The 20,758-nt window shown below is 31.4% G+C and carries 23 protein-coding genes; 10 read left to right on the forward strand and 13 right to left on the reverse strand.

Annotated features, from left to right (window positions below):
• Positions 1-8 precede the first annotated feature (8 nt).
• From JBL43_RS02035 to bshA, 3 genes are read right to left on the reverse strand one after another with little or no spacing between them, the layout of a single operon-like run.
• Positions 9-647, reverse strand: a complete 639-nt coding sequence (locus JBL43_RS02035) for an HAD family hydrolase (protein ID WP_198839811.1) — start codon at positions 645-647, stop codon at positions 9-11.
• Positions 648-652: 5 nt separating this feature from the next.
• A complete protein-coding gene (locus JBL43_RS02040) occupies positions 653-895 on the reverse strand; it encodes a hypothetical protein (RefSeq protein ID WP_198839812.1) in 243 nt (80 codons plus the stop codon).
• 59 nt (positions 896-954) lie between these two features.
• The gene (bshA, locus tag JBL43_RS02045) at positions 955-2,088 is read right to left on the reverse strand and encodes an N-acetyl-alpha-D-glucosaminyl L-malate synthase BshA (RefSeq protein WP_198839813.1); all 1,134 of its coding nucleotides are present in this window, start codon (positions 2,086-2,088) and stop codon (positions 955-957) included.
• A gap of 97 nt (positions 2,089-2,185) precedes the next feature.
• Here bshA and JBL43_RS02050 point away from each other — a divergent pair, with 97 nt between their 5' ends.
• Positions 2,186-2,821 (forward strand): NUDIX hydrolase, encoded by a 636-nt coding sequence (locus JBL43_RS02050; protein ID WP_198839814.1) that lies wholly within the window; start codon positions 2,186-2,188, stop codon positions 2,819-2,821.
• 46 nt (positions 2,822-2,867) lie between these two features.
• Positions 2,868-3,677, forward strand: a complete 810-nt coding sequence (locus JBL43_RS02055) for a lysophospholipid acyltransferase family protein (protein ID WP_138950359.1) — start codon at positions 2,868-2,870, stop codon at positions 3,675-3,677.
• A gap of 69 nt (positions 3,678-3,746) precedes the next feature.
• On the opposite strand, the gene JBL43_RS02060 is transcribed toward JBL43_RS02055, so the two are convergent.
• Entirely contained in the window at positions 3,747-4,217 is a 471-nt protein-coding gene (locus tag JBL43_RS02060; protein WP_198839815.1) for a Dps family protein, read from the reverse strand.
• A 238-nt stretch (positions 4,218-4,455) separates the two neighbouring features.
• Between JBL43_RS02060 and JBL43_RS02065 the strand changes: the two genes are divergently transcribed.
• A complete protein-coding gene (locus JBL43_RS02065) occupies positions 4,456-5,394 on the forward strand; it encodes a LysR family transcriptional regulator (protein ID WP_198839816.1) in 939 nt (312 codons plus the stop codon).
• A 12-nt stretch (positions 5,395-5,406) separates the two neighbouring features.
• On the opposite strand, the gene JBL43_RS02070 is transcribed toward JBL43_RS02065, so the two are convergent.
• The 4 genes from JBL43_RS02070 to JBL43_RS02085 all read right to left on the reverse strand — a co-directional run bounded on the left by JBL43_RS02070 (position 5,407) and on the right by JBL43_RS02085 (position 7,529).
• A complete protein-coding gene (locus tag JBL43_RS02070) occupies positions 5,407-5,610 on the reverse strand; it encodes a hypothetical protein (protein WP_117883462.1) in 204 nt (67 codons plus the stop codon).
• A 145-nt stretch (positions 5,611-5,755) separates the two neighbouring features.
• Positions 5,756-6,025, reverse strand: coding sequence for a hypothetical protein (locus JBL43_RS02075; RefSeq protein WP_198839817.1), 270 nt, complete (start codon positions 6,023-6,025; stop codon positions 5,756-5,758).
• A 66-nt stretch (positions 6,026-6,091) separates the two neighbouring features.
• Positions 6,092-7,072: a type I phosphomannose isomerase catalytic subunit gene (locus JBL43_RS02080; RefSeq protein WP_198839818.1), complete on the reverse strand. Its 981-nt coding sequence runs from the start codon at positions 7,070-7,072 to the stop codon at positions 6,092-6,094.
• A 1-nt stretch (position 7,073) separates the two neighbouring features.
• Positions 7,074-7,529 carry a peroxiredoxin gene (locus JBL43_RS02085; protein ID WP_198839819.1) on the reverse strand — a complete coding sequence of 152 codons (456 nt, stop codon included), beginning with the start codon at positions 7,527-7,529 and terminating at the stop codon, positions 7,074-7,076.
• Positions 7,530-7,661: 132 nt separating this feature from the next.
• On the opposite strand from JBL43_RS02085, the gene JBL43_RS02090 reads away from it, so the two are divergent.
• From JBL43_RS02090 to JBL43_RS02100, 3 genes are all read left to right on the forward strand, one after another.
• Positions 7,662-8,663: an adenosine deaminase gene (locus JBL43_RS02090; RefSeq protein WP_198839820.1), complete on the forward strand. Its 1,002-nt coding sequence runs from the start codon at positions 7,662-7,664 to the stop codon at positions 8,661-8,663.
• Positions 8,653-9,678, forward strand: a complete 1,026-nt coding sequence (gene mgrA, locus JBL43_RS02095; protein ID WP_198839821.1) for an L-glyceraldehyde 3-phosphate reductase — start codon at positions 8,653-8,655, stop codon at positions 9,676-9,678. Before JBL43_RS02090 ends, mgrA begins: the two co-directional genes overlap by 11 nt.
• Positions 9,679-9,780: 102 nt before the next feature.
• Entirely contained in the window at positions 9,781-10,836 is a 1,056-nt protein-coding gene (locus tag JBL43_RS02100; protein ID WP_198839822.1) for a T9SS type A sorting domain-containing protein, read from the forward strand.
• A 27-nt stretch (positions 10,837-10,863) separates the two neighbouring features.
• Here the strand turns inward: JBL43_RS02100 and rlmH are convergent, their stop codons facing one another.
• Positions 10,864-11,337, reverse strand: a complete 474-nt coding sequence (rlmH, locus tag JBL43_RS02105; RefSeq protein WP_198839823.1) for a 23S rRNA (pseudouridine(1915)-N(3))-methyltransferase RlmH — start codon at positions 11,335-11,337, stop codon at positions 10,864-10,866.
• A 153-nt stretch (positions 11,338-11,490) separates the two neighbouring features.
• On the opposite strand from rlmH, the gene nadC reads away from it, so the two are divergent.
• Both nadC and JBL43_RS02115 read left to right on the forward strand, forming a co-directional pair.
• Positions 11,491-12,348 carry a carboxylating nicotinate-nucleotide diphosphorylase gene (gene nadC, locus JBL43_RS02110; RefSeq protein WP_198839824.1) on the forward strand — a complete coding sequence of 286 codons (858 nt, stop codon included), beginning with the start codon at positions 11,491-11,493 and terminating at the stop codon, positions 12,346-12,348.
• A gap of 130 nt (positions 12,349-12,478) precedes the next feature.
• Positions 12,479-14,110, forward strand: coding sequence for a DUF4139 domain-containing protein (locus JBL43_RS02115; RefSeq protein WP_198839825.1), 1,632 nt, complete (start codon positions 12,479-12,481; stop codon positions 14,108-14,110).
• 45 nt (positions 14,111-14,155) lie between these two features.
• Here the strand turns inward: JBL43_RS02115 and JBL43_RS02120 are convergent, their stop codons facing one another.
• On the reverse strand, positions 14,156-14,833 hold the full coding sequence (locus tag JBL43_RS02120) for a protein-L-isoaspartate(D-aspartate) O-methyltransferase (protein ID WP_233098664.1): 678 nt from the start codon (positions 14,831-14,833) through the stop codon (positions 14,156-14,158).
• Positions 14,834-14,886: 53 nt separating this feature from the next.
• Between JBL43_RS02120 and JBL43_RS02125 the strand changes: the two genes are divergently transcribed.
• A complete protein-coding gene (locus tag JBL43_RS02125; protein WP_198839826.1) occupies positions 14,887-15,846 on the forward strand; it encodes a Gfo/Idh/MocA family oxidoreductase in 960 nt (319 codons plus the stop codon).
• 99 nt (positions 15,847-15,945) lie between these two features.
• Positions 15,946-16,833 carry a 3-hydroxyacyl-CoA dehydrogenase family protein gene (locus tag JBL43_RS02130; protein WP_198839827.1) on the forward strand — a complete coding sequence of 296 codons (888 nt, stop codon included), beginning with the start codon at positions 15,946-15,948 and terminating at the stop codon, positions 16,831-16,833.
• 276 nt (positions 16,834-17,109) lie between these two features.
• Here the strand turns inward: JBL43_RS02130 and JBL43_RS02135 are convergent, their stop codons facing one another.
• The 3 genes from JBL43_RS02135 to JBL43_RS02145 all read right to left on the reverse strand — a co-directional run bounded on the left by JBL43_RS02135 (position 17,110) and on the right by JBL43_RS02145 (position 20,758).
• A complete protein-coding gene (locus JBL43_RS02135) occupies positions 17,110-18,222 on the reverse strand; it encodes an efflux RND transporter periplasmic adaptor subunit (RefSeq protein ID WP_198839828.1) in 1,113 nt (370 codons plus the stop codon).
• Between the two features lie 62 nt (positions 18,223-18,284).
• Entirely contained in the window at positions 18,285-19,526 is a 1,242-nt protein-coding gene (locus JBL43_RS02140) for an ABC transporter permease (protein WP_198840083.1), read from the reverse strand.
• A gap of 2 nt (positions 19,527-19,528) precedes the next feature.
• On the reverse strand, positions 19,529-20,758 hold the full coding sequence (locus tag JBL43_RS02145; protein WP_198839829.1) for an ABC transporter permease: 1,230 nt from the start codon (positions 20,756-20,758) through the stop codon (positions 19,529-19,531).

Consider the following 20,758-nt stretch of genomic DNA (forward strand, 5'->3'; position numbering starts at 1 on the left):
GCAACTCTTTATAGTATTAAAATACGTTCTAAGGCACTCATATCTTTAACAATAGGTACTTCAACACCGGCCAACATTGTTTTATTACTTTCGTTTTCAAGAGCATACACATCAAAACCTCCTGCTTTTGCCGCGGTTACACCTGGTAAACTATCTTCTATTACCACGCATTCTTCTGGTTTAAAACCCATAGTTTTTGCTGCATGTAAAAAGATATCAGGTTCTGGTTTCCAGCTGTTAATTTGGTAGCAACTAAAAATATTATCATTAAAATAATGTGATAATTTAGTTACCTTTAAATTCAATTTTATCTTATTTATTGGACCACTAGAAGCCACACAAAAAGGAATAGTAAGCTTATCTAATAATGTATGAACACCTTTTATGGGTTTTAAATCACGTTGAAATGCTTCAAAAGACAAGGCTCTATAAGTCTCCTCAAAATCTTTAGGTAATTTTCTACCCAATTTCTTTTCTACAAGGGTAAAATTATCCTTCAAAGCCAAACCTGTAAATAAATCAATAGCCTTTTCTATATCTATATGATAATCAACTGTTTTTAGTAAATCGACCATTACTTGAGTAGAAATAGCTTCACTATCTACTAAAACACCATCACAGTCAAAAATGACACATTTATATTTCAAACTTTTTATTTTTTATTGATTAAATATACTTTCTTACTAAAAATAGATTTTAGTTGAATTTGTGCTCCACTTTGGGTTTCAACAGCTGTAATCGTTGGGCAAATTATCCTCGTTAAAAAGGCAGTAATTACAATTAACATAACATTAGACTCTATATGAACTACAAACTTTAATACCACCCAAATTAAAGTAAAAACCAAAAGAGAAATAACTAGGTTTAAAAGAACTGCAGTGGTTTGTTTGTTCATTATTTTTTTAATTTTATCAATAGATTCAATATCAATAGCTTTAGAAACTCATTTCCATATTAACAACAACCTTCTTTTACCATTCTATAAACCTCTTCGTATTCTGGTAATATTTTGTCAATAGTAAATCGCTTTGCAAACTGATACGCATTGTTTTTAAATGTTTCCAATCGTTCATCATCCGACAAAAGATATATAGCATTTTTCGCCATTGCATCAGTATCACCAACATCACTTAAAAATCCTGTTTTCCCTTCCAAATTAACTTCTGGTAATCCACCAGAATTAGATGAAATTACGGGTGTTTTAGCCGCCATTGCTTCTAATGCTGCCAAACCAAAACTTTCTGTTTGAGAGGGCAACAAAAATAAATCTGTTAAGCATAAAATTTTTGCTAACTCTACACTATTACCTAAAAACTTAACGTGATCAGCAATTCCTAATTCCATAGACTTTTTCTCAGCAGCATCTCTTTCTGGTCCATCTCCAACCATTAATAATTGAGCTTTAATTTTTTGTTGCGTTTTATAAAACACATCAATAACATCAGGGATGCGTTTTACTGGTCTAAAATTACTAATATGTGTAATAATTCGTTCATCTTCATTTGCAAGATTTCCTCTTAAACAAGGTTCATTATCTAAAGAATCATATTTATCAAAATCAATAAAGTTATAAATTACCTTTATATCTTTCTTAATATTAAATAACCTCAACGTATCCTTTTTTAAACTTTCAGAAACTACGGTTACTGCATCAGAATTATTAATACTAAACTCTACCGCATTTTTATAGTTAGGATGACTTCCTACTAGAGTTATATCTGTACCATGTAGTGTGGTTACAAATGGAATATGAATACCATCCGCTTTCAACATTTGCTTTGCCATATAAGCCGCATAAGCATGAGGTATTGCGTAATGTACATGCAACAGCTCAATATCATGTAACTTTACCATAGCAACTAATTTACTTGATAGTGCCAATTCATAAGGTTGATAATGAAACAGTGGATATTCTTCTACAAATACTTCATGAAAGTGAATATTATTAGAGAGTGCATTTAACCTTACAGGTTGATTGTACGTAATAAAATGTACTTCATGACCCTTTTTTGCCAACGCTATACCCAATTCAGTTGCAACTACTCCACTACCTCCATAAGTAGGATAACACACGATACCTATTTTCATAAATAATTATTTTTTTTTAAGTCGAACTAACATTAGAATCCTTTCAAGATAATAAATTGTAATTTTGAATAAATTCTCCGTAAAACTAAAAATTTAAATGGACTTCAACTCGTTTTTAACACAAATAAACAATCTAAAAAAGCGAACTCTAGGTGGCGAGGAATCACAATTTAAAATGGCTCCTGAATTAAGAAAGGCTTTTTCGTTAAACGACATCAAAAATAAAAACCCTAGAGAATCAGCCGTTTTGGTATTATTCTATCCTGATGAGAACAACAACACTAGAGTTATTCTGACCTTAAGGTCAGATTATAAAGGAGTACATGCCGCACAGATAAGTTTACCTGGTGGTAAAAAAGACAAACAGGATAAACGTTTAGTAGACACAGCACTCCGTGAAAATGAAGAAGAAATTGGGATAGATAAAAATGACGTTATTATTTTAAGAGAAATGACCAAGACCTACATTCCCCCTAGTAACTTTTGGGTGTACCCATTTTTAGGCTATCTAAATAAAACACCAACCTTTACTATCAATTATGAAGTAGAAACGCTAATTGAAGTTTTAGTGAGCGATTTAATTGATGATAAATCTTTAAGTACAAAAAATATGACTACATCTTATATGGAAAATATAGATGTACCCTGCTTTAAATTAAATAGTTATGTAGTTTGGGGTGCTACTGCAATGATTTTGAGTGAGATAAAAGACTTATTTAAATGTATTAATTAGTAATATCTTTTGTAAATTTGATGTTTAACAACCTATTTTAATCTTAATGAAACTTTATAAACAGGACCCTTTTGGTAATGCCTTATTTTTAAAAAAGTTCTTAATACGAGTACTTGGGCTAATATCGCATGGGAGATATCAAGGTTTTAACAAATTAGAAATAGAGGGTTCTGAAATACTTAGAAATTTACCCGATAGAAATGTTCTCTTTGTATCAAACCATCAAACTTATTTTGCCGATGTAGCAGCAATGCTACATGTATTTAATGCCTCCTTAAGTGGTAGAGATGATTCTATAAAGAATGTAGGATATATTTGGCAACCAAAATTAAATATTTACTATGTTGCTGCTCTTGAAACTATGAAATCGGGAATATTACCGAAAATATTTGCTTATACAGGATCTATTTCTATTGAACGTACTTGGAGAAGCAAAGGAAAAAACGTTAATCGACAGGTAAAAATGTCTGACATAAGTAATATCGAAAAAGCCTTAAATGATGGTTGGGTTATTACATTTCCACAAGGCACCACAACTCCATTTAAACCAATTAGAAGAGGAACTGCATTTATTATAAAAGAAGCAAAACCTATTGTAATACCCATTGTTATTGACGGCTTTAGAAGAGCCTATGACAAAACAGGTTTACAACTAAAAAAACGAAACATATTACAATCCATGGTTATAAAACCACCTATGGATATTGATTATGAAAACGATTCTATTGCTGATATTGTAGAGAAATTAGAATATGCAATTGAACAGCACCCTTCATTTTTAAAAGTACTATCTCCTGAAGAATATGCAGAACAAGAAGCTCTTCTCGATAAGAAGCGAAAATTCTGGAATTCTTAAAATTATTGGGATTACTCAGTATTCAACTAGCATATATTGCCAAATAAACATTGAGTAATCCCAAATAAATTATGCCAACCAAGCTTTTAACATCCAAACCGTTTTTTCTTGTTCAGAAATAAAGTCGCTCATCATTGCATTTGTTCCTTCATCATCAGCTTCTCCAGATTTATCTAATATAGCTCGCTCAATCTGTATTAATTGTTTTAATGAAGTTACAACTAACGTTACCGCTTCAACATCTTTTGAAATGTTTTTTCCTACAGGTACTTTTGAAAGCTCTGTATAATCGTCAAAAGTGTGTAAAGGTGTACTTTCTAAAGTTAGAATACGTTCAGCAATTTCATCTATTTTCAATTGAGAATCATTGTATAATTCTTCAAATTTCTCATGCAATTGGAAAAAGTTTTTCCCTTTAATATTCCAATGTAAACCTCTTAAGTTTTGATAATACACTTGATAGTTTGCCAACAATCCATTTAAATCTGTTGCTAATTCATTTACTTTACTTTCATCTAATCCTAATGTTGTAGTTTCCATACTATTTTAAGTTTTAATTTATAATTAATTTTTGATTTGATTACGTTTGGGTAATAATTAAAAATAACCGCCCTTTAAACTTACAAGAACATATCCTTATTTTTATCACTTGCAATTTGAGTAATGTTTACTTACCCTTTTAACGCAATACAAATTTATCGTAACTTATTTAAAAATTACTATAATAATGATTGATAGTTTTTATATTTTTATAGCCAAAACTTATACATAATTATAAATGACTATTACTCAACTCACCTACGTACTTGCTGTTGCAGAACACAAAAACTTCACCTTGGCTTCCGAAAAATGTTTTGTAACTCAGCCCACCTTAAGTATGCAAATACAGAAGTTAGAAGATGAGTTAGATGTTATTATTTTTAATCGTAAAAAGAAACCAATTGAACTTACCCCAATTGGTGAGAAAATAATTGAGCAAGCCAAGGTTATTGTTAATGAAAGTAATAGAATTACTGATATTGTAGATCAACAAAAAGGGTTTATAGGAGGTGAATTTAAATTAGGTATTATACCTACGGTAATGCCAACATTACTCCCGTTATTTTTAAGAACATTTTTAAAAAAATACCCTAAAATTAATTTGGTTATTGAAGAGCTAACCACTGAAGATATTATTAAAAAACTATCTGATGGTCATTTAGATGCTGGGATTGCTGCCACTCCGTTAGAAATTGCTTCTATTAAAGAGCGGCCACTCTATTACGAGCCATTTGTAGGCTTTTTAGGTAGTAACCATCGTCTTTCTAAAATAACAGAATTATCAGTTGAAGATTTGGATATTGACGATATATTATTGCTAGAAGACGGACATTGTTTTAAAGACAATATTCTTAATTTATGCAATAGTTTGAAAAGAGAAGATCCGCATCATTTTAGATTAGAAAGTGGGAGTTTTGATACTTTGATAAAATTGACAAAAGAAGGATTAGGTATGACACTATTACCATACTTACACACTCTAGACTTAAATGAAAATGATAAAAAATTAGTAAAATCGTTTAAAAGCCCTACTCCTTCTCGAGAAATAAGTATCATCTATCATAAGTCACAATTAAAAATACAATTAATTGATGCCTTAAAAGATGTAGTTGATGGTATCATAAGAGGCGTTATTGCCTTTAATGATGTTAAAATAATAAGTCCACTGAAAAGATAACTAAAATCTGAGCTATCTTTTAGGATTTACAATATTCATACAAACATAAAGTTCTGGCTTATTTACGGTGTACTCTTGCAGCCAAATTTTTAATTCATCAATCTCATAGGGTAACAACCTATTTAAAGCTTTCTCTAATTCTTTACAAAATAATTCAACATTAAAACTTACCTTTTTCAAGACTGTTTTAGTGTATTCAAAAATTGCTCTAGCCATATCGTTAATGGGTTTAATTGGTATAGTGAATATTTATAGAAATAAATGGTATTCACTAATTCATCAACGATAAAGTTAGGCAATTATTTTATCACAATGTGTTAAAATTTTTCTTAAAATTTACAACACATTTAGTGACTATAGATTACAGTTTTTCAATCTTTGCTAAAAGAGATTCACCTTTTGTTTGAAGTTCTGATTTTAACGCTTTAAAATGAGCTTTTTTATCATCTACATCTTTGTTATTTACTTTTACAATCAATTCATCAAAAGTAACAATAGCTTCATCTATAATTTTTTCAGCTTTATCTACATTTTTTGGATCGTCTTGTAACATTTGCCACACATAACACTCTTCAATAATATCTGATAAAACGTAGTTAATATCTTTCTTTAAGTTTTTTACACTTGCCATATCTTTATTTAATTTTATAATTTGTGCAAATTTAAGGTAAAAACCAATAGAATTTGCCTTAAAATTTTATTTTATATAAACCTCTAAAACTTCTGATTTCTCTTCTGAATTCAGAACATATTTAGAAAGACAAGCTGGCATTAGTATTGTCTCTCCTTTATTTAATTGAATTTCTTTGTCATCATTATAACTAATGGTTACGTTACCATCTACCGCCATATAAATCACAAATGAGTCTTTATCTGAATTATCTATTGATATAGTACCGTTCAATTCAATAATATTAGTGGTAAAATACTGACAGTCAACAATATTTTTACTTGCATTAACTGCTGATGTGTAATCTGACTTATACTTGTCAATTGCAGTATAATCTATCGCGTCTAAAGCTAATTCCGTATGTAATTCTCTACCATTACCTTGATCGTCCTTTCTATCCCAGTCATAAATTCTATAAGTGACATCACTAGTTTGTTGAATTTCAGCTAATAAAACCCCAGCACCAATTGCATGAATTCTACCTGTAGGGATAAAATAAACATCACCTTTTTCCACTTCATCAACATTAAGAATTTCTAATAATGATTTATTTTCTAAATGTTTTAAATACTCCTCCTTATTAGAATCTTTTTGAAAACCTACAATTAAATTAGCCGCCTTATCCGCTTGCATTACATACCACATCTCCGTTTTACCAAAAGAATTATGACGTTTTTTTGCCAACGCATCATTGGGATGTAATTGTATACTTAATGCTTCTTTAGCGTCAATAAATTTTATCAATAGTGGAAAATTGTTTCCAAAATTTTTATATACTTTTTTACCCAATAAGGTGTCTTTATATTCATTGATAAGAAATTCTAAAGATTTACCTTTGTATTTACCATTAGCAACTATAGAAACATCTCCTTTTACATCAGACAACTCCCAACTTTCACCAATATTTTCTTTATCAGTAACTTTATTTAGAACGCTATTTAGTTTTTTACCTCCCCAAATTCTCTCTTTTAGAATAGGCTCAAATTTTAATGGATATTGTATGCTCATTTTATATTTCTTTAAGTTTTAATAATGCTTCTGTGATATGTTTTTCAGCTCCTAACTGACTATTAAAAATATGAATTATTTTTCCATTTTTATTTATTATATACGTTACTCTACCAGGGATTAAACCTAACATACTCTTAGGCACTCCAAAAAGCTTTCTTATTTTATTTTCTGTATCGGCCAATAATGTAAAAGGCAATCGGTATTTTTCAGCAAAATTTTTGTGCGATTCAACATCATCTGAACTGATACCAATTACTTTTACATTCAAATCTGTAAAAGCTTCGAACTCATCTCGAAATTTACAAGCTTCTTTTGTGCAACCCGGCGTATCGTCTTTAGGATAAAAATAAATGACCAATGCTTTTTTACCAATAAAATTGGCAACATTAACATCGTTATTATCTTGGTCTTTTAAAGTAAATGTTGGCACGGAGTCTCCTACTTTCAATTTCATTTTTTGTGGATAAATGTATTGGATTACAAACAACAGCAATACAATAAAAATGATGCCGACAATAATCTTTTTTAACATATTACAAATATCGTTATTTTAAGGTAAATATTAAAATTTGTTTTAACTTTGATTATGATTAATTATATAAATAAACTACCCAAAGCAGAGTTACATCTGCATATTGAAGGAACGCTGGAACCTGAATTGTTATTTGCATTAGCTGAGCGAAATAATATTAAACTAAAATACGACTCGGTTGAACAATTAAAATTAGCCTATCAATTTGATTGTTTACAAGATTTTTTAGATATCTATTATCAAGGGGCATCTGTTCTAATAACTGAACAAGATTTTTACGATTTAACCTATAGTTATCTTCAAAAGTGTGCTGAACAAAATATTAGACATACCGAGATAATGTTTGATCCACAAACCCATACAGAACGAGGTATTGCATTTTCAACGGTTATTAATGGAATTTCAAAAGCCTGTATTGATGCCAAAGAAAAACTAAACGTTTCGTCGTTATTAATAATGAGTTACTTGAGACATTTATCTGAAGAGGATGCATTTAAAACGCTGGAACAGTCATTACCTTTTAAACATTTAATTACTGCTGTAGGCTTAGACTCCTCCGAAAAAGGAAACCCGCCTTCAAAATTTAAAAATGTATTTGAAGCTTCAGTTAAAGAAGGATATATTCCGCTGGCTCATGCCGGAGAAGAAGGCCCTCCTGAATATATTTGGGAAGCACTTGATGTGCTAAAAATTAAAAGGATAGATCATGGCAATAATTGTTTGCAAGATCAGCTTTTAATTGATGAAATAATAAAACGAGATATGGCTTTAACAGTTTGTCCACTTTCTAATACAGCTTTACAAGTTGTGGGCGATTTAACAAACCATCCCCTAAAAAAAATGATGGAATTAGGATTAAAAGTAACCCTAAATTCTGACGATCCTGCATATTTTGGTGGACAACTCAATCAGAATTTTATTGAGGTTCAAAAAGCTCTAAACTTAACGAAAGAGGATTTATTTGAATTGGCTAAAAATTCATTTCAATATTCATTATTAAGCGATAACGAAAAGCAAACAAATCTTAACAAATTAGAAAAATATTATGCAAATTAACGATAAATCAGGTATAACAGAATATATGGCATCTTCAAAGAGATATGATGCCATGAAATATAATAGATGTGGTAAAAGCGGATTACTTTTACCCGCTATTTCATTGGGTTTGTGGCATAATTTTGGTGAAGTAGACAATATGTTTAATGCTAGAAAAATTTTACGTACGGCTTTTGACTTAGGCATTACTCATTTCGATTTAGCCAATAATTATGGACCTCCATTTGGTTCTGCTGAAGAAACATTTGGACTCATTTTTAAAAAAGACTTTAAACAATATAGAGACGAATTAATAATCAGTACAAAAGCAGGTTATGATATGTGGCCAGGACCATACGGCAATTTAGGTTCTCGTAAATACTTAATTGCTAGTATTGACCAAAGTTTAAAAAGGTTGGGTCTAGAGTATGTCGATATTTTTTACCATCACAGACCAGATCCAGACACTCCTCTTGAAGAAACAATGGTTGCCTTATCAGATATTGTTAGGCAAGGAAAAGCATTGTATGTGGGTATTTCAAATTATGAACCAAAAGAAACGGCTGAAGCGGCAAAAATTTTAAAAGAATTAAAAGTACCGTTTGTATTGCACCAAGCTCGATATTCTTTATTTGACCGTTGGGTAGAAGATGGTTTATTAGAAACGTTGGAAGATAATGGCGTGGGTTGCATTGCTTTTTCACCATTAGCTCAAGGAATGCTAACTGATAAATATTTAAAAGGTATACCCAAAGATTCAAGAGCGGGTAAAAATTTCACCTATTTAAATACAGAACAGATTCAAGAAAATATCGATAAAATTCAAGAACTGAATGAAATAGCTAAAAATCGTGGTCAAAAACTTTCGCAAATGGCAATCGGTTGGTTATTGTCTCAACAAAGTATAACTTCTGTTTTGGTAGGTGCTAGTTCTTCTGATCAGTTAAAAGAAAATGTAAAAGCATTAGAAAATTTGAAATTTTCTAACAAAGAAATGGAACTCATTGAAGATGTTTTAAAATTTTCAGCAACATAAAATTAGTACATTTTCAACTTGATTTTTATTAGAAACTATCAACAATTATAAGTGTATTTGTGTAGCGTTTTAGATATTTGTGAAAATTTAATACACAGATCTATGGTTCTAAAATTACGTTTAACATTACTCTTTTTATGCTTTACTTGTTCAATATTATTTGCTCAGGTAACTGTAACTGATTACTTAACTGGTTTAAATCGCCCCATTGGTATGGCCTTTGATACCGATGGAAATTTATTTGTTGCAGAAGGCAGCGGAGGTAATATAATTAAAGCTACCGCTCCCCTTACTTCTAGTGTTTTTGCCTATACTGGATGGAATAATACGGGGTTAGCTATTGATAATAATGGTGATGTTTTTGTCGGTGAGTCTCTTTTCGGACAAATCTTTAAAATTACATCCAATGGCAGTGTAACGACCTATATCGGAGCCTCAGATACAGATCATAATCCTTGGCAACTATACTTTGACGAAGATAATAATATGTTTTACAGTAATGTTTTTGGCGACATTGTTAAGGTAACACCGAGTAAAGTTTTTTCTGATTATGCAACCGGATTTTCAACCCCAGAGGGATTTGATTTCGATAGTAATGGTAACCTATTTATAGCTGCTCGAAACGAAGCCAAACTTATAAAAGTCGAACCTAATGGGACTAAAACAACTTTACTGAGTGGATTATATGAAATCAGAGCAATAGTTGTTGATGCCAACGATGATGTGTATTACAATGTTAGACAAGGGTTCAATACTTATAAAATAATTAAATATAAACAGTCAGATGGTTCGTTAGAAGATATTGTTGTTACGGGAATTGAAAGTGTAAATAACATGATTTTTAATGATCAAGGAGATTTGTTCATTGCACATGGTGATAAAGTAAGCTTAGCCCAATCTTTAGTCACTATGTCAACTGAAGATTATTCTAAAAATGATAATATTTTTAAAATATATCCAAATCCTTCTTCTGATTTGGTGAAAATTTCTGGACAAATTGCAAATTATACTATTTATGATATTACTGGTAAAATAGTTATGAACGGAAGCTACAACAATAACACTATAGATATAACTTCATTAAACAAAGGAGTGTATTTGATTGAATTAGAAGATATTAACAATCTATTAATAACAAAAAAAATTATTAAAAATTAAGTGATTATTGAATTTGCATTACTATCATCACTCATGATGATAGGGTTCGTTTTTCAAAATAGTAAATGCTCTATACAATTGTTCTACCATAAACAAACGAATCATTTGATGTGAAAAAGTCATTTTAGACAGCGATATTTTACCCTGTGCTTTTTGATAGACGGCTTCTGAAAATCCGTAAGGGCCACCAATTACTAAAACCAACCGCTTTATACCGGCATTCATTTTCTTTTGCAAAAATTTTGAAAACTGTATCGATCTAAATTCTTGCCCTTTTTCATCCAATAAAATCAACACATCCGTTGGAGATAACTGCTGTAAAATCAACTCTCCTTCCTTTTCTTTTTGTTGATTTTCAGTAAGATTTTTTGCTTTTTTAAGATCAGGAATAATTTCTAAATCAAAATTAATATAATGCTTTAATCGCTTTTGATACATTGTAATTAAAGCTATTAAATTTTTATCATCCGTTTTACCAATGGCAAGTAATTTTATTTTCATTTTATCAATCTTAATTTAGGCCGTTCAAAAAAACAACATTTTAATATTTTATTGAAGGAAAATTGATGTGTGAATCATTTTTTTATCAAAATACCTTTCTGAACTTTAATTAGGTAAATATAATCGTTATTTTTACCTCACAAAAATTTGAATATGATAACCGAACAACAATTTAATACAGAATTAGACCTTATTATTAAAAATGCCATTAGAGAAGATGTTGGCGATGGCGACCATAGCTCATTAGCTTGTATTCCTTTTAGTGCTAAAGGAAAGGCAAAATTACTAGTAAAAGATGAAGGTGTTATTGCTGGGGTTGAATTTGCTAAAATGGTTTTTCACTATGTGGATTCAAATTTAAAAGTAGAAACGTTGATAGAAGATGGGAGCCATGTAAAGTATGGTGATATAGTATTTTATGTAGAAGGTAGTTCGCAATCTATCTTAAAAGCAGAACGCTTAGTTCTAAATGCAATGCAACGTATGAGTGCTATTGCTACTAAAACAAAATCATTTGCAGATTTACTGGAAGGTACAAAAACTAAGATTTTAGATACTAGAAAAACGACACCAGGTATTAGAGCTCTTGAAAAATGGGCCGTGAAAATTGGTGGTGGTGAAAATCATAGATTTGCCTTATATGATATGATTATGCTTAAAGACAACCATATTGATTTTGCTGGTGGAATTACCAAAGCTATCAATAAAACCATTCAGTATTTAAATGATACTAACCGTGACTTAAAAATTATTGTAGAAGCTAGAAATCTTCAAGAAATTGAAGAGATACTGCAATCCGATGCTGTGTATCGTATTTTAATTGATAATTTTGATTACGATGATACCCGAAAAGCGGTTGCCTTAATTGGCGATAAATGCTTAACCGAATCTTCTGGTGGCATTAATGAAAACACCTTACGTAATTATGCAGACTGCGGCGTAGATTACATTTCTTCCGGTGCACTTACCCACTCCGTTTATAATATGGATTTAAGCTTGAAGGCTGTATAAATTTAATGGTAATCAGATTTATTAAATCCACTTTACAAAGTCATTGAGGTAGTTTACGCAACCAAAAGGCACATTCACTAAACCTCGATTAAGCAATACATTTTAACACTTAAATTTGTAAAAAAACACTATGAAACAAATTTTTATCACATTATTTATGCTAGCGAGTTTAACTACCTTTTCGCAAACGCTAGTTAGTTCAAAAATTAGTACAGTAAAAGTTTATAAGCAAAATGCTGAAATTCAAAGGGAAACCTCGGCCAATTTACTTTCAGGAAATCAAGAAATTATTTTAACCCATATTTCTCCCTACATAAACCCGAATAGCTTACAAGTCCAATTAACTAATGGAAATGATGTAACCTTACTCTCTGCCAAATACCAACGCAATTATTTGATTGAGAAAAAAGATAATCCAGAAATAGAAAAATTAAAAGTAACGCTAGAAACTAAAAGAGATGAACTTTTATGGATCAACGACCAAAGAGCCATTTATAAGGGAATGGAAGAAATATTGAGTGCAAATAAAGATTTAGGTGGAGGCAATGCATCATTTACGCCAACGCAAGTAATAAACCTTGTGAATTCATATAAGGACAAACAATTAGAAATAAAAAAAGAATTAATTAAGTTAACGAAACAAGAGTTAGTTATAAATAAAGAATATACAAAAACACAAAATCAGTTAAATGAACTAAATAGTGCAAGTAACAGCAGCCCTACTGGTAATATTGTATTACAACTTACTTCTAAAAAAGCGACCAACACAAAAATAAAATTTACTTATATCGTAAGTAATGCAGGTTGGACTCCCTTATACGATTTACGTTCAAACGGAATTGAAAATAATGTTCAATTAAAATACAAAGCCAATGTATTTCAAAGTACAAACATTGACTGGAAAGACGCTGACCTTACCATATCTACAGGAAACCCTGTGCAAAACAACGATAGACCAATTTTAAACCCTTTGTATGCCAATGTTTATATACCTGCACCACCAATCATGTATGATGAAAGTGATAATCTCGAAGAAGTAGTAGCTACACCATTAGGGTCTCAAATGAATATGTTATCAAAGTCAAGTTCAAAAAGAATAGAAGAAAAATTTGAAGATGGCTACAACTATAACACACAAGTTAATGAAAATCAATTAAGTACAGAATTTAAGATTCAAAACAAACAGACCATAAAAAGTGATGGTAAAGAGCAAATTTTATCTCTAGAATCCTATGAACTAGACACGAAATATGTGTATCATACTGTTCCTAAAAAAGATAAAGGAATTTATTTACTAGCCAAAATTAGTAATTGGGGTAAATACAATCTTGTTTCTGGTGCGGCAAATCTATTTTTTGAAGGTGCCTATGTAGGTAAATCTTACATAAATACTAATGTTACTTCAGAAGAATTATTTCTCTCATTAGGTAGAGATAATAATATTACTGTAAATAGAGAGTCATTGCAAGAATACACTTCTTCTAAATTTGTTGGTGCAAATAAAAAAGAAACTTTCGGTTATGAAATTACTGTCAAAAACAAAAAGAACATCAACATAGATTTAGAAATTTTAGATCAAATACCAGTATCTAGAAATAAAAGTATTGAAGTTGAACTTTTAGAAAAAAGCAATGCTGAATTTGACACCGAAATTGGAAAATTGTTATGGAAGCTAACCTTAAATCCCGGAGCATCAAAAACGGTTAAGCTAAATTATTCCGTAAAATATCCTAAAAAAGAAATTGTAACCGGTATTAAATAATATAAATAGTCCATCTCTAACTTTCTCAAGAGTTAGGGCTGGACTTTATTTTGCACTCTCTTTCAACATAGGCACAAACCTAAAATCTCCAAACTCATGTTTTTCAAATTCTTTTTCGCTATTGCGAATAAATAAAGTCATTACTTGAACATCATCACCAACAGGAATAACCAACCTACCTCCTATTTTTAATTGACTTAATAGCGGTTTCGGTACAAAAGGAGCACCAGCGGTAACTATAATTTTATCAAATGGAGCAAATTCAGGCCAACCTTTATAGCCATCACCATATTTTAACTTTTTGGCAACATAACCCACTTTAGGTAAGAACTTTTTCGTTTTTTCAAACAGTTCTTTTTGCCGTTCAATACTATATACTTCGGCTTTCAAATCTACCAACACTGCCGTCTGATAACCAGAACCCGTACCTATTTCTAGCACTTTATCCTTTGGTTCTATTTGTAACAGTTCCGTTTGAAACGCGACGGTATAGGGTTGTGAAATAGTTTGATCTGCTGCTATAGGAAATGCCTTATCTTGATAAGCAAAATCAATAAACCCAGAATCCATAAATAAATGTCTCGGGATTTTTGATATCGCGTCAAGCACATTTTTATCTTTTATGCCTTTACTTTGAACCGTTTTAACTAACTGGTTACGAAGTCCTTTGTGTTTGGGGTTGTCTTGCCTCATAATTTTACCAAAGTAAATAAATATTCTCATAAAAAAACAATTAAAAAAGTGTTATTTACTACCTTTGTTTAAAATCTTAATTTATGCTTAAAGTTGGTGTGTTAGGTGCGGGGCATCTTGGTAAAATTCATTTAAAATTATTACAAGAATCAAAAGAATACGATTTGGTCGGGTTTTACGATGCTGACATAGAAAATGCAAAAAAAGTTTCTGAAGAATTCGGATATAAATTTTTCCCTACAGTAACAGAATTGATTGATGCGGTTGAAGTTATTGATATTGTAACCCCTACACTTTCACATTTTAATTGTGCAAAAGAAGCGATTACGAAAGGCAAGCATATCTTTATTGAAAAACCCATAACACATTCCGTTCAAGAAGCGGAAGCCATAAGAACTTTGGCAAGTAAATATCATGTCAAAGGGCAAGTTGGACATGTAGAACGTTTTAATCCTGCGTTTACGGCTGTAAAAGATTCTATTAAAAACCCAATGTTTATAGAAGCACATCGTTTGGCTGAATTTAATCCACGTGGAACGGATGTTCCAGTTGTTTTAGATTTAATGATCCATGATATTGATATTATATTAAGTGTGGTGGATTCAGAAGTTAAAAATGTATACGCAAGTGGGGTTTCCGTTATTAGTGAAACACCAGATATCGCGAATGCACGAATTGAATTTGAAAACGGTTGTGTTGCCAATTTAACGGCAAGTAGAATATCCTTAAAAAATATGCGTAAAGCACGATTTTTTCAAAAAGACGCCTATATTTCTGTTGACTTTTTAGAAAAGAAAAGCGAAGTGGTTCGAATGAAAGATGTTCCTGAAAATCCCGATGAATTTGCAATGATTCTTCAAAATGCTGAAGGTGTTAAAAAACAAATTTATTTTGAAAATCCCGATGTTGAACCTAACAACGCTATTTTAGATGAGTTAGAAACCTTTGCACAAGCTATTTGTAACGATACAAGACCTGTTGTAAGTTTAGGACAAGGTGCAAAAGCATTACGTGTGGCACAAATGATCATTGATAGTTTTTAATTTATTATACTTTTAAATAACGTATTATTTCACTGTACAAGTAATTTTGAAGAACATCTCGTTACACCATAAAACAAATCAAAAATTAAACAATTTTCTATGAAAAATATAGCTGTTATTGGAGCCGGAACTATGGGGAACGGTATTGCACATACCTTTGCTCAATTTGGTTATCAAGTACATTTAGTTGATATCTCTCAAATTTCTCTAGATAAGGGTATCGCAACAGTTACTAGAAATTTAGATAGAATGTTGGCCAAGGAGAAAATTACCAATGAAGACAAACAGCAAACCTTAGCCAATATTAAAACGTTTACTTCATTAAAAGAAGGCGTGCAACATTGCGATTTAGTTATTGAAGCCGCCACTGAAAATGTCGATTTAAAATTGAAAATTTTTAAAGAATTAGATGCCCATTGTAATGCAGAAACGATATTGGCAACAAATACCTCATCTATTTCCATTACTAAAATTGCATCTGTCACTAACAGACCCGAAAAAGTTATTGGTATGCATTTTATGAATCCTGTTCCAATCATGAAATTGATTGAAGTTATTCGAGGGTACTCAACTTCTGATGAAGTAACCAAAACGATTATGGCTCTTTCTGAAAAGCTAAATAAAGTTCCAGTGGAAGTTAATGACTATCCTGGGTTCATTGCCAATCGTATTTTAATGCCAATGTTAAATGAGGCCATTTATTCTCTTTATGAGGGTGTAGCTGGTGTTTATGAAATTGATACTGTAATGAAGTTAGGTATGGCTCATCCCATGGGGCCCTTACAACTAGCTGATTTTATTGGTTTAGATGTTTGTCTATCAATTCTAAAAGTCCTACAAGACGGCTTTGGAAACCCAAAATATGCTCCGTGTCCATTATTGGTAAATATGGTTACCGCAGGCAAATTAGGCGTAAAATCTGGTGAAGGTTTCTATGATTATTCTGAAAGTAGAAAGGCAGAAAAAATTGCAAAGCAATTTTCGTAATTTGCCTTTTAAGCTCTTAATTTCAAGAGGATGAGACGAAGGTTAAGGACAACTTGAATTTACCATCCCATCCATAAAATTTATTTCAAAATTTAAACTTTCGTTTGGACACCCCTCCTTAAAAAGAAGCGGAATTATTTCATGATAAAACTTCTTAATAAATAAAAAAACCTCCATTTAATAAAAAATGGAGGCTCCGTTAACTAATACTATTTGAGTTAGCAATGAACTAACCTTTTCTTTTAGACGTTAGTCATAAAGTAAAGCTCAGATCAATTAGTTATTTCCATTATCATCATCTAGTTTTTTTGAAACTTTATTCCATACTTTAATAGCGTCATCTTTAGTGACTCCACTTACTATTTCCACATTTATTCCATCTGAAATACCGATCTCTATATCTTTTCTCTCATATGTATCATCACCAGTTTTCACTTCAACATATGGTTTTTCTGTTTTTCTGTCAAACTGTAATAAAGCTTCCTTTATAGACAGCACACTGTCTTTCTTCTCCAAAACAATATCAGCATTGGCACTATATCCCGCTCTTACAAAATAATCATCATCTAAAGAAACATCTGCTTTAATTTTAAACTGTACCGCACCATTTTCTTCTGTTCCTTTAGGAGCAATAAAAGTTAACCTTGCAGGAAATTTCTTTTTATCGATAGCTCCTAAGACTACTTCAATATCAGAATCTTCTTTAAGCTTACCAACTTGAGCTTCATCCACTTGACCTTCAAATATCATCTTGTTCATATCAGCGATAAAAGCGATAGTAGTACCTGCATTAAAGTTATTGGTTTCAATAACTTGATACCCTTCTTTAACAGGAATTTCTAATATCATACCTGAAGTTGTAGCTCTAATATTTGTATTGGCCGTTCCACCCGAGCCAGCAGAACCCTTTTTGATAATTTGATAGTCATTTTGAGCATTTTGTAAATCTTGTTTCGCTTGACTGTAAGCCAATTCAATATTTTCAAAATCTGCACGAGAAATTACTCCTTTATCAAATAAACCTTTATTTCTGTCATAAGAAATTTTTGCATTATTCAATTGGATTTGGATGCTACCAATACGACCTCTGGCGTTACTTAACGATTGCTCATTAGGAACAACTCTAACTGTAGCAATAAGATCACCTTTTTTAATTTTCGCACCTTCTTCAACGAATATTTTTTCAATAATACCTGAAATTTGAGGTTTTATTTCCACTTCTTCTACAGGTACTACTTTACCTGTGGCTACAGCCTTTCTTTCAATAGTTGCCTTAAAAGGTTTTTCAGTTTCAAAATCCATAGCAGGTTTGCTATTCATTTTACCGAACCATATTAAAACTAACACAAATGCTACTGCGATGATACCAAATATGATTTTTTTCTTCATTTTAAATTTATTTTCAGTTGATTGATTTTTATTGTCTTATTGTTATTCTATATTTTTATTATTTATTCTTCTCGTAATGCTTCAATTGGTCGAATACTCACCGCTCGTTGAGCCGGAATTAACCCTATTAATGTACCTAAGACTACCAAGGTTGCAAAAGCAATTAGTATTACTGGAATATCAACCGTAGGATTAACCAAAGTTGCTTCATCACCTTGGCCAACCGCCGCATTAATTAACATTAATACGAGACCACCAAAAATAATTCCTAAGGTTCCTGCAATTGTTGTTAAAAAAATAGATTCTAATATAATTTGCCTTCTAATTTCTGCCGGTTTTGCTCCTAAAGCTCTTCTAATACCAATTTCATTGGTACGTTCTTTAACCGTGATTAACAAAATATTACCAATGGCAAAAACACCTGCAATTAATGTCGCAATACCAACAAACCATGTTAGAAATTGCATTCCTGTTAAAAACCCAGTTACTTTAGATATTTGGTCTCCCATATTAAAACTACCAAATGCCCTTTCGTCCTCTGGATGAACACTATGAATGTTCCTTAACATCAATTTAATATCCTCTTCCATTTGCCTGATATCAAATCCTTCACTAGCGGTTACCATCAACCAACCAATATTATCTGCCTGATTATAAACCTGTTGAAATGTAGTGAAAGGAATGTGAATTCCTCCTTGAGGCCCTCCCATTCGCATCTGGTTTTTGTACAAACCGACAATTTGATAACTAACTTCATTAATAGTAAGGTAAGTTCCCAAAGGGTTTACCCCCTTGTCAAATAACTGCTTATAAGTTTCGTTTTCTATGACACAAACTTTTTTCTTGTAAACAATATCATTTTCATTAATAAAGCGACCAAAAACCATGTGCTTTTTCTGTAACAAATCTAATAATGGGTAATCTCCAAAGACTCCTGTGGTTAAGGTTTTTGTTTCATTAACCACCAAGCTATTTGTAATATTTCTTGGTAAAATGTATTCGATTCCTTTTATTTCTGCTTCAATTTTTCCAACATCGGCACGTTTGAGTCTTAACTGCTTCCCTTCCTGAAATCCTTTAAAGGGCATACTGGTTTGTTGCCCCCAAATAAATACACTATTGGTAGCAAAATCACCAAAAATGGTGTCGAATTTATTCCCTACTCCTCTTGCGGCACCCAGCAACACTACGAGTAAAAATATACCCCACATTACCCCAATAATAGTAATACCAGTACGTAATTTATTTTTACGGATGCTACTATAAATTTCTTGCCAAGTATCTCTATCAAATAAAAACTTTATCATTAGTTATCGTTTAATGCGTCAATAGGTTTTATACGTGCTGCTCTTTTGGCTGGTAAATATCCCGCTATCGTACCTGCAATAATTAAAATAATAGTGGCTCCCAAAACAACTCCAGTATTTACACTAGGGTTGGTTATAAAATATTTTTCTAAACTTGTACCTAAAGATTTTAATGCTCCTGTACCTATTAACAAACCTACATATCCTGCAATAGCAGTAATTAGTATCGATTCCATCATTATCATACCAATGATTGATCCTGGAGTTGCTCCTAAAGCCTTTCTGATTCCCAATTCTTTTGTCCGTTCACGTACAATATATACCATGATATTACTGATACCAATAATACCTGCAACCAGAGTCCCGATACCAATAAATAATATTATTATATTTAACACCATCATAAAATTAGAAGTATCTCTATTTACTTCCGCCATATTAAAAAGCCGTATGGCTCCTTGATCATTTGGTGCAACACTATGTTTTTCCTTTAACGCTTTTGTTAAATTGTTACTAAATGAAATTGCTTGGTTTACACTTAAGTTAGGATTGTAACTCAACGTAACAGATCCTAATTCATCTGTATTACCATATAATCTTTGAAGGGTGGTAAAGGGTGCATATATTTTTCTTTCATCACTTGAACCTCCCGGATCTGAAAATACACCAATCACTTTATATGAGATTCCATCCAAACTAATATTTTTTCCTAAGGCACTCAATTGCCCAAACAAATCTTTTTCTACCAACCTACCAATAGCAACTACTTTATTTCTTTGCTGTAAATCTAAAAGGGTTAAAAATCGTCCGCTCTCAATTTCAGCCGACTCCATTTTTTGAATATCAGGATACACTCCCGTAACACTATAATTATCTTGTTCTCCCTTATAAACTGCTTGAAAATTTTTACTTATTTGTGGAGTAATCCCGTTTAACTTACTATCGTAATTATCTACAATAAATTTAATATCGTCGTTTTTTAATTGAACTTGTCGGTCACTTTGTTGACCTTTATATGGTTTTGTAGTTTTACCCGCCCATAGATAAATAGAATACATTGAATCACCTGCAAATTGCTCTTTAAAAGTATTTTTTAAACCATTACCAATTCCAAAAAGAATAGTAAATAACATAATAGCAAAGGCAATAGTAAATCCGGAAAGTATTGTCCGTAATTTATTCTTATTTATAGATTGAAAAATTTCTCGCCAACGATCTATGTCAAACAT

This window comes from Aureibaculum flavum, assembly GCF_016406085.1.
Lineage (GTDB): Bacteria > Bacteroidota > Bacteroidia > Flavobacteriales > Flavobacteriaceae > Aureibaculum > Aureibaculum flavum.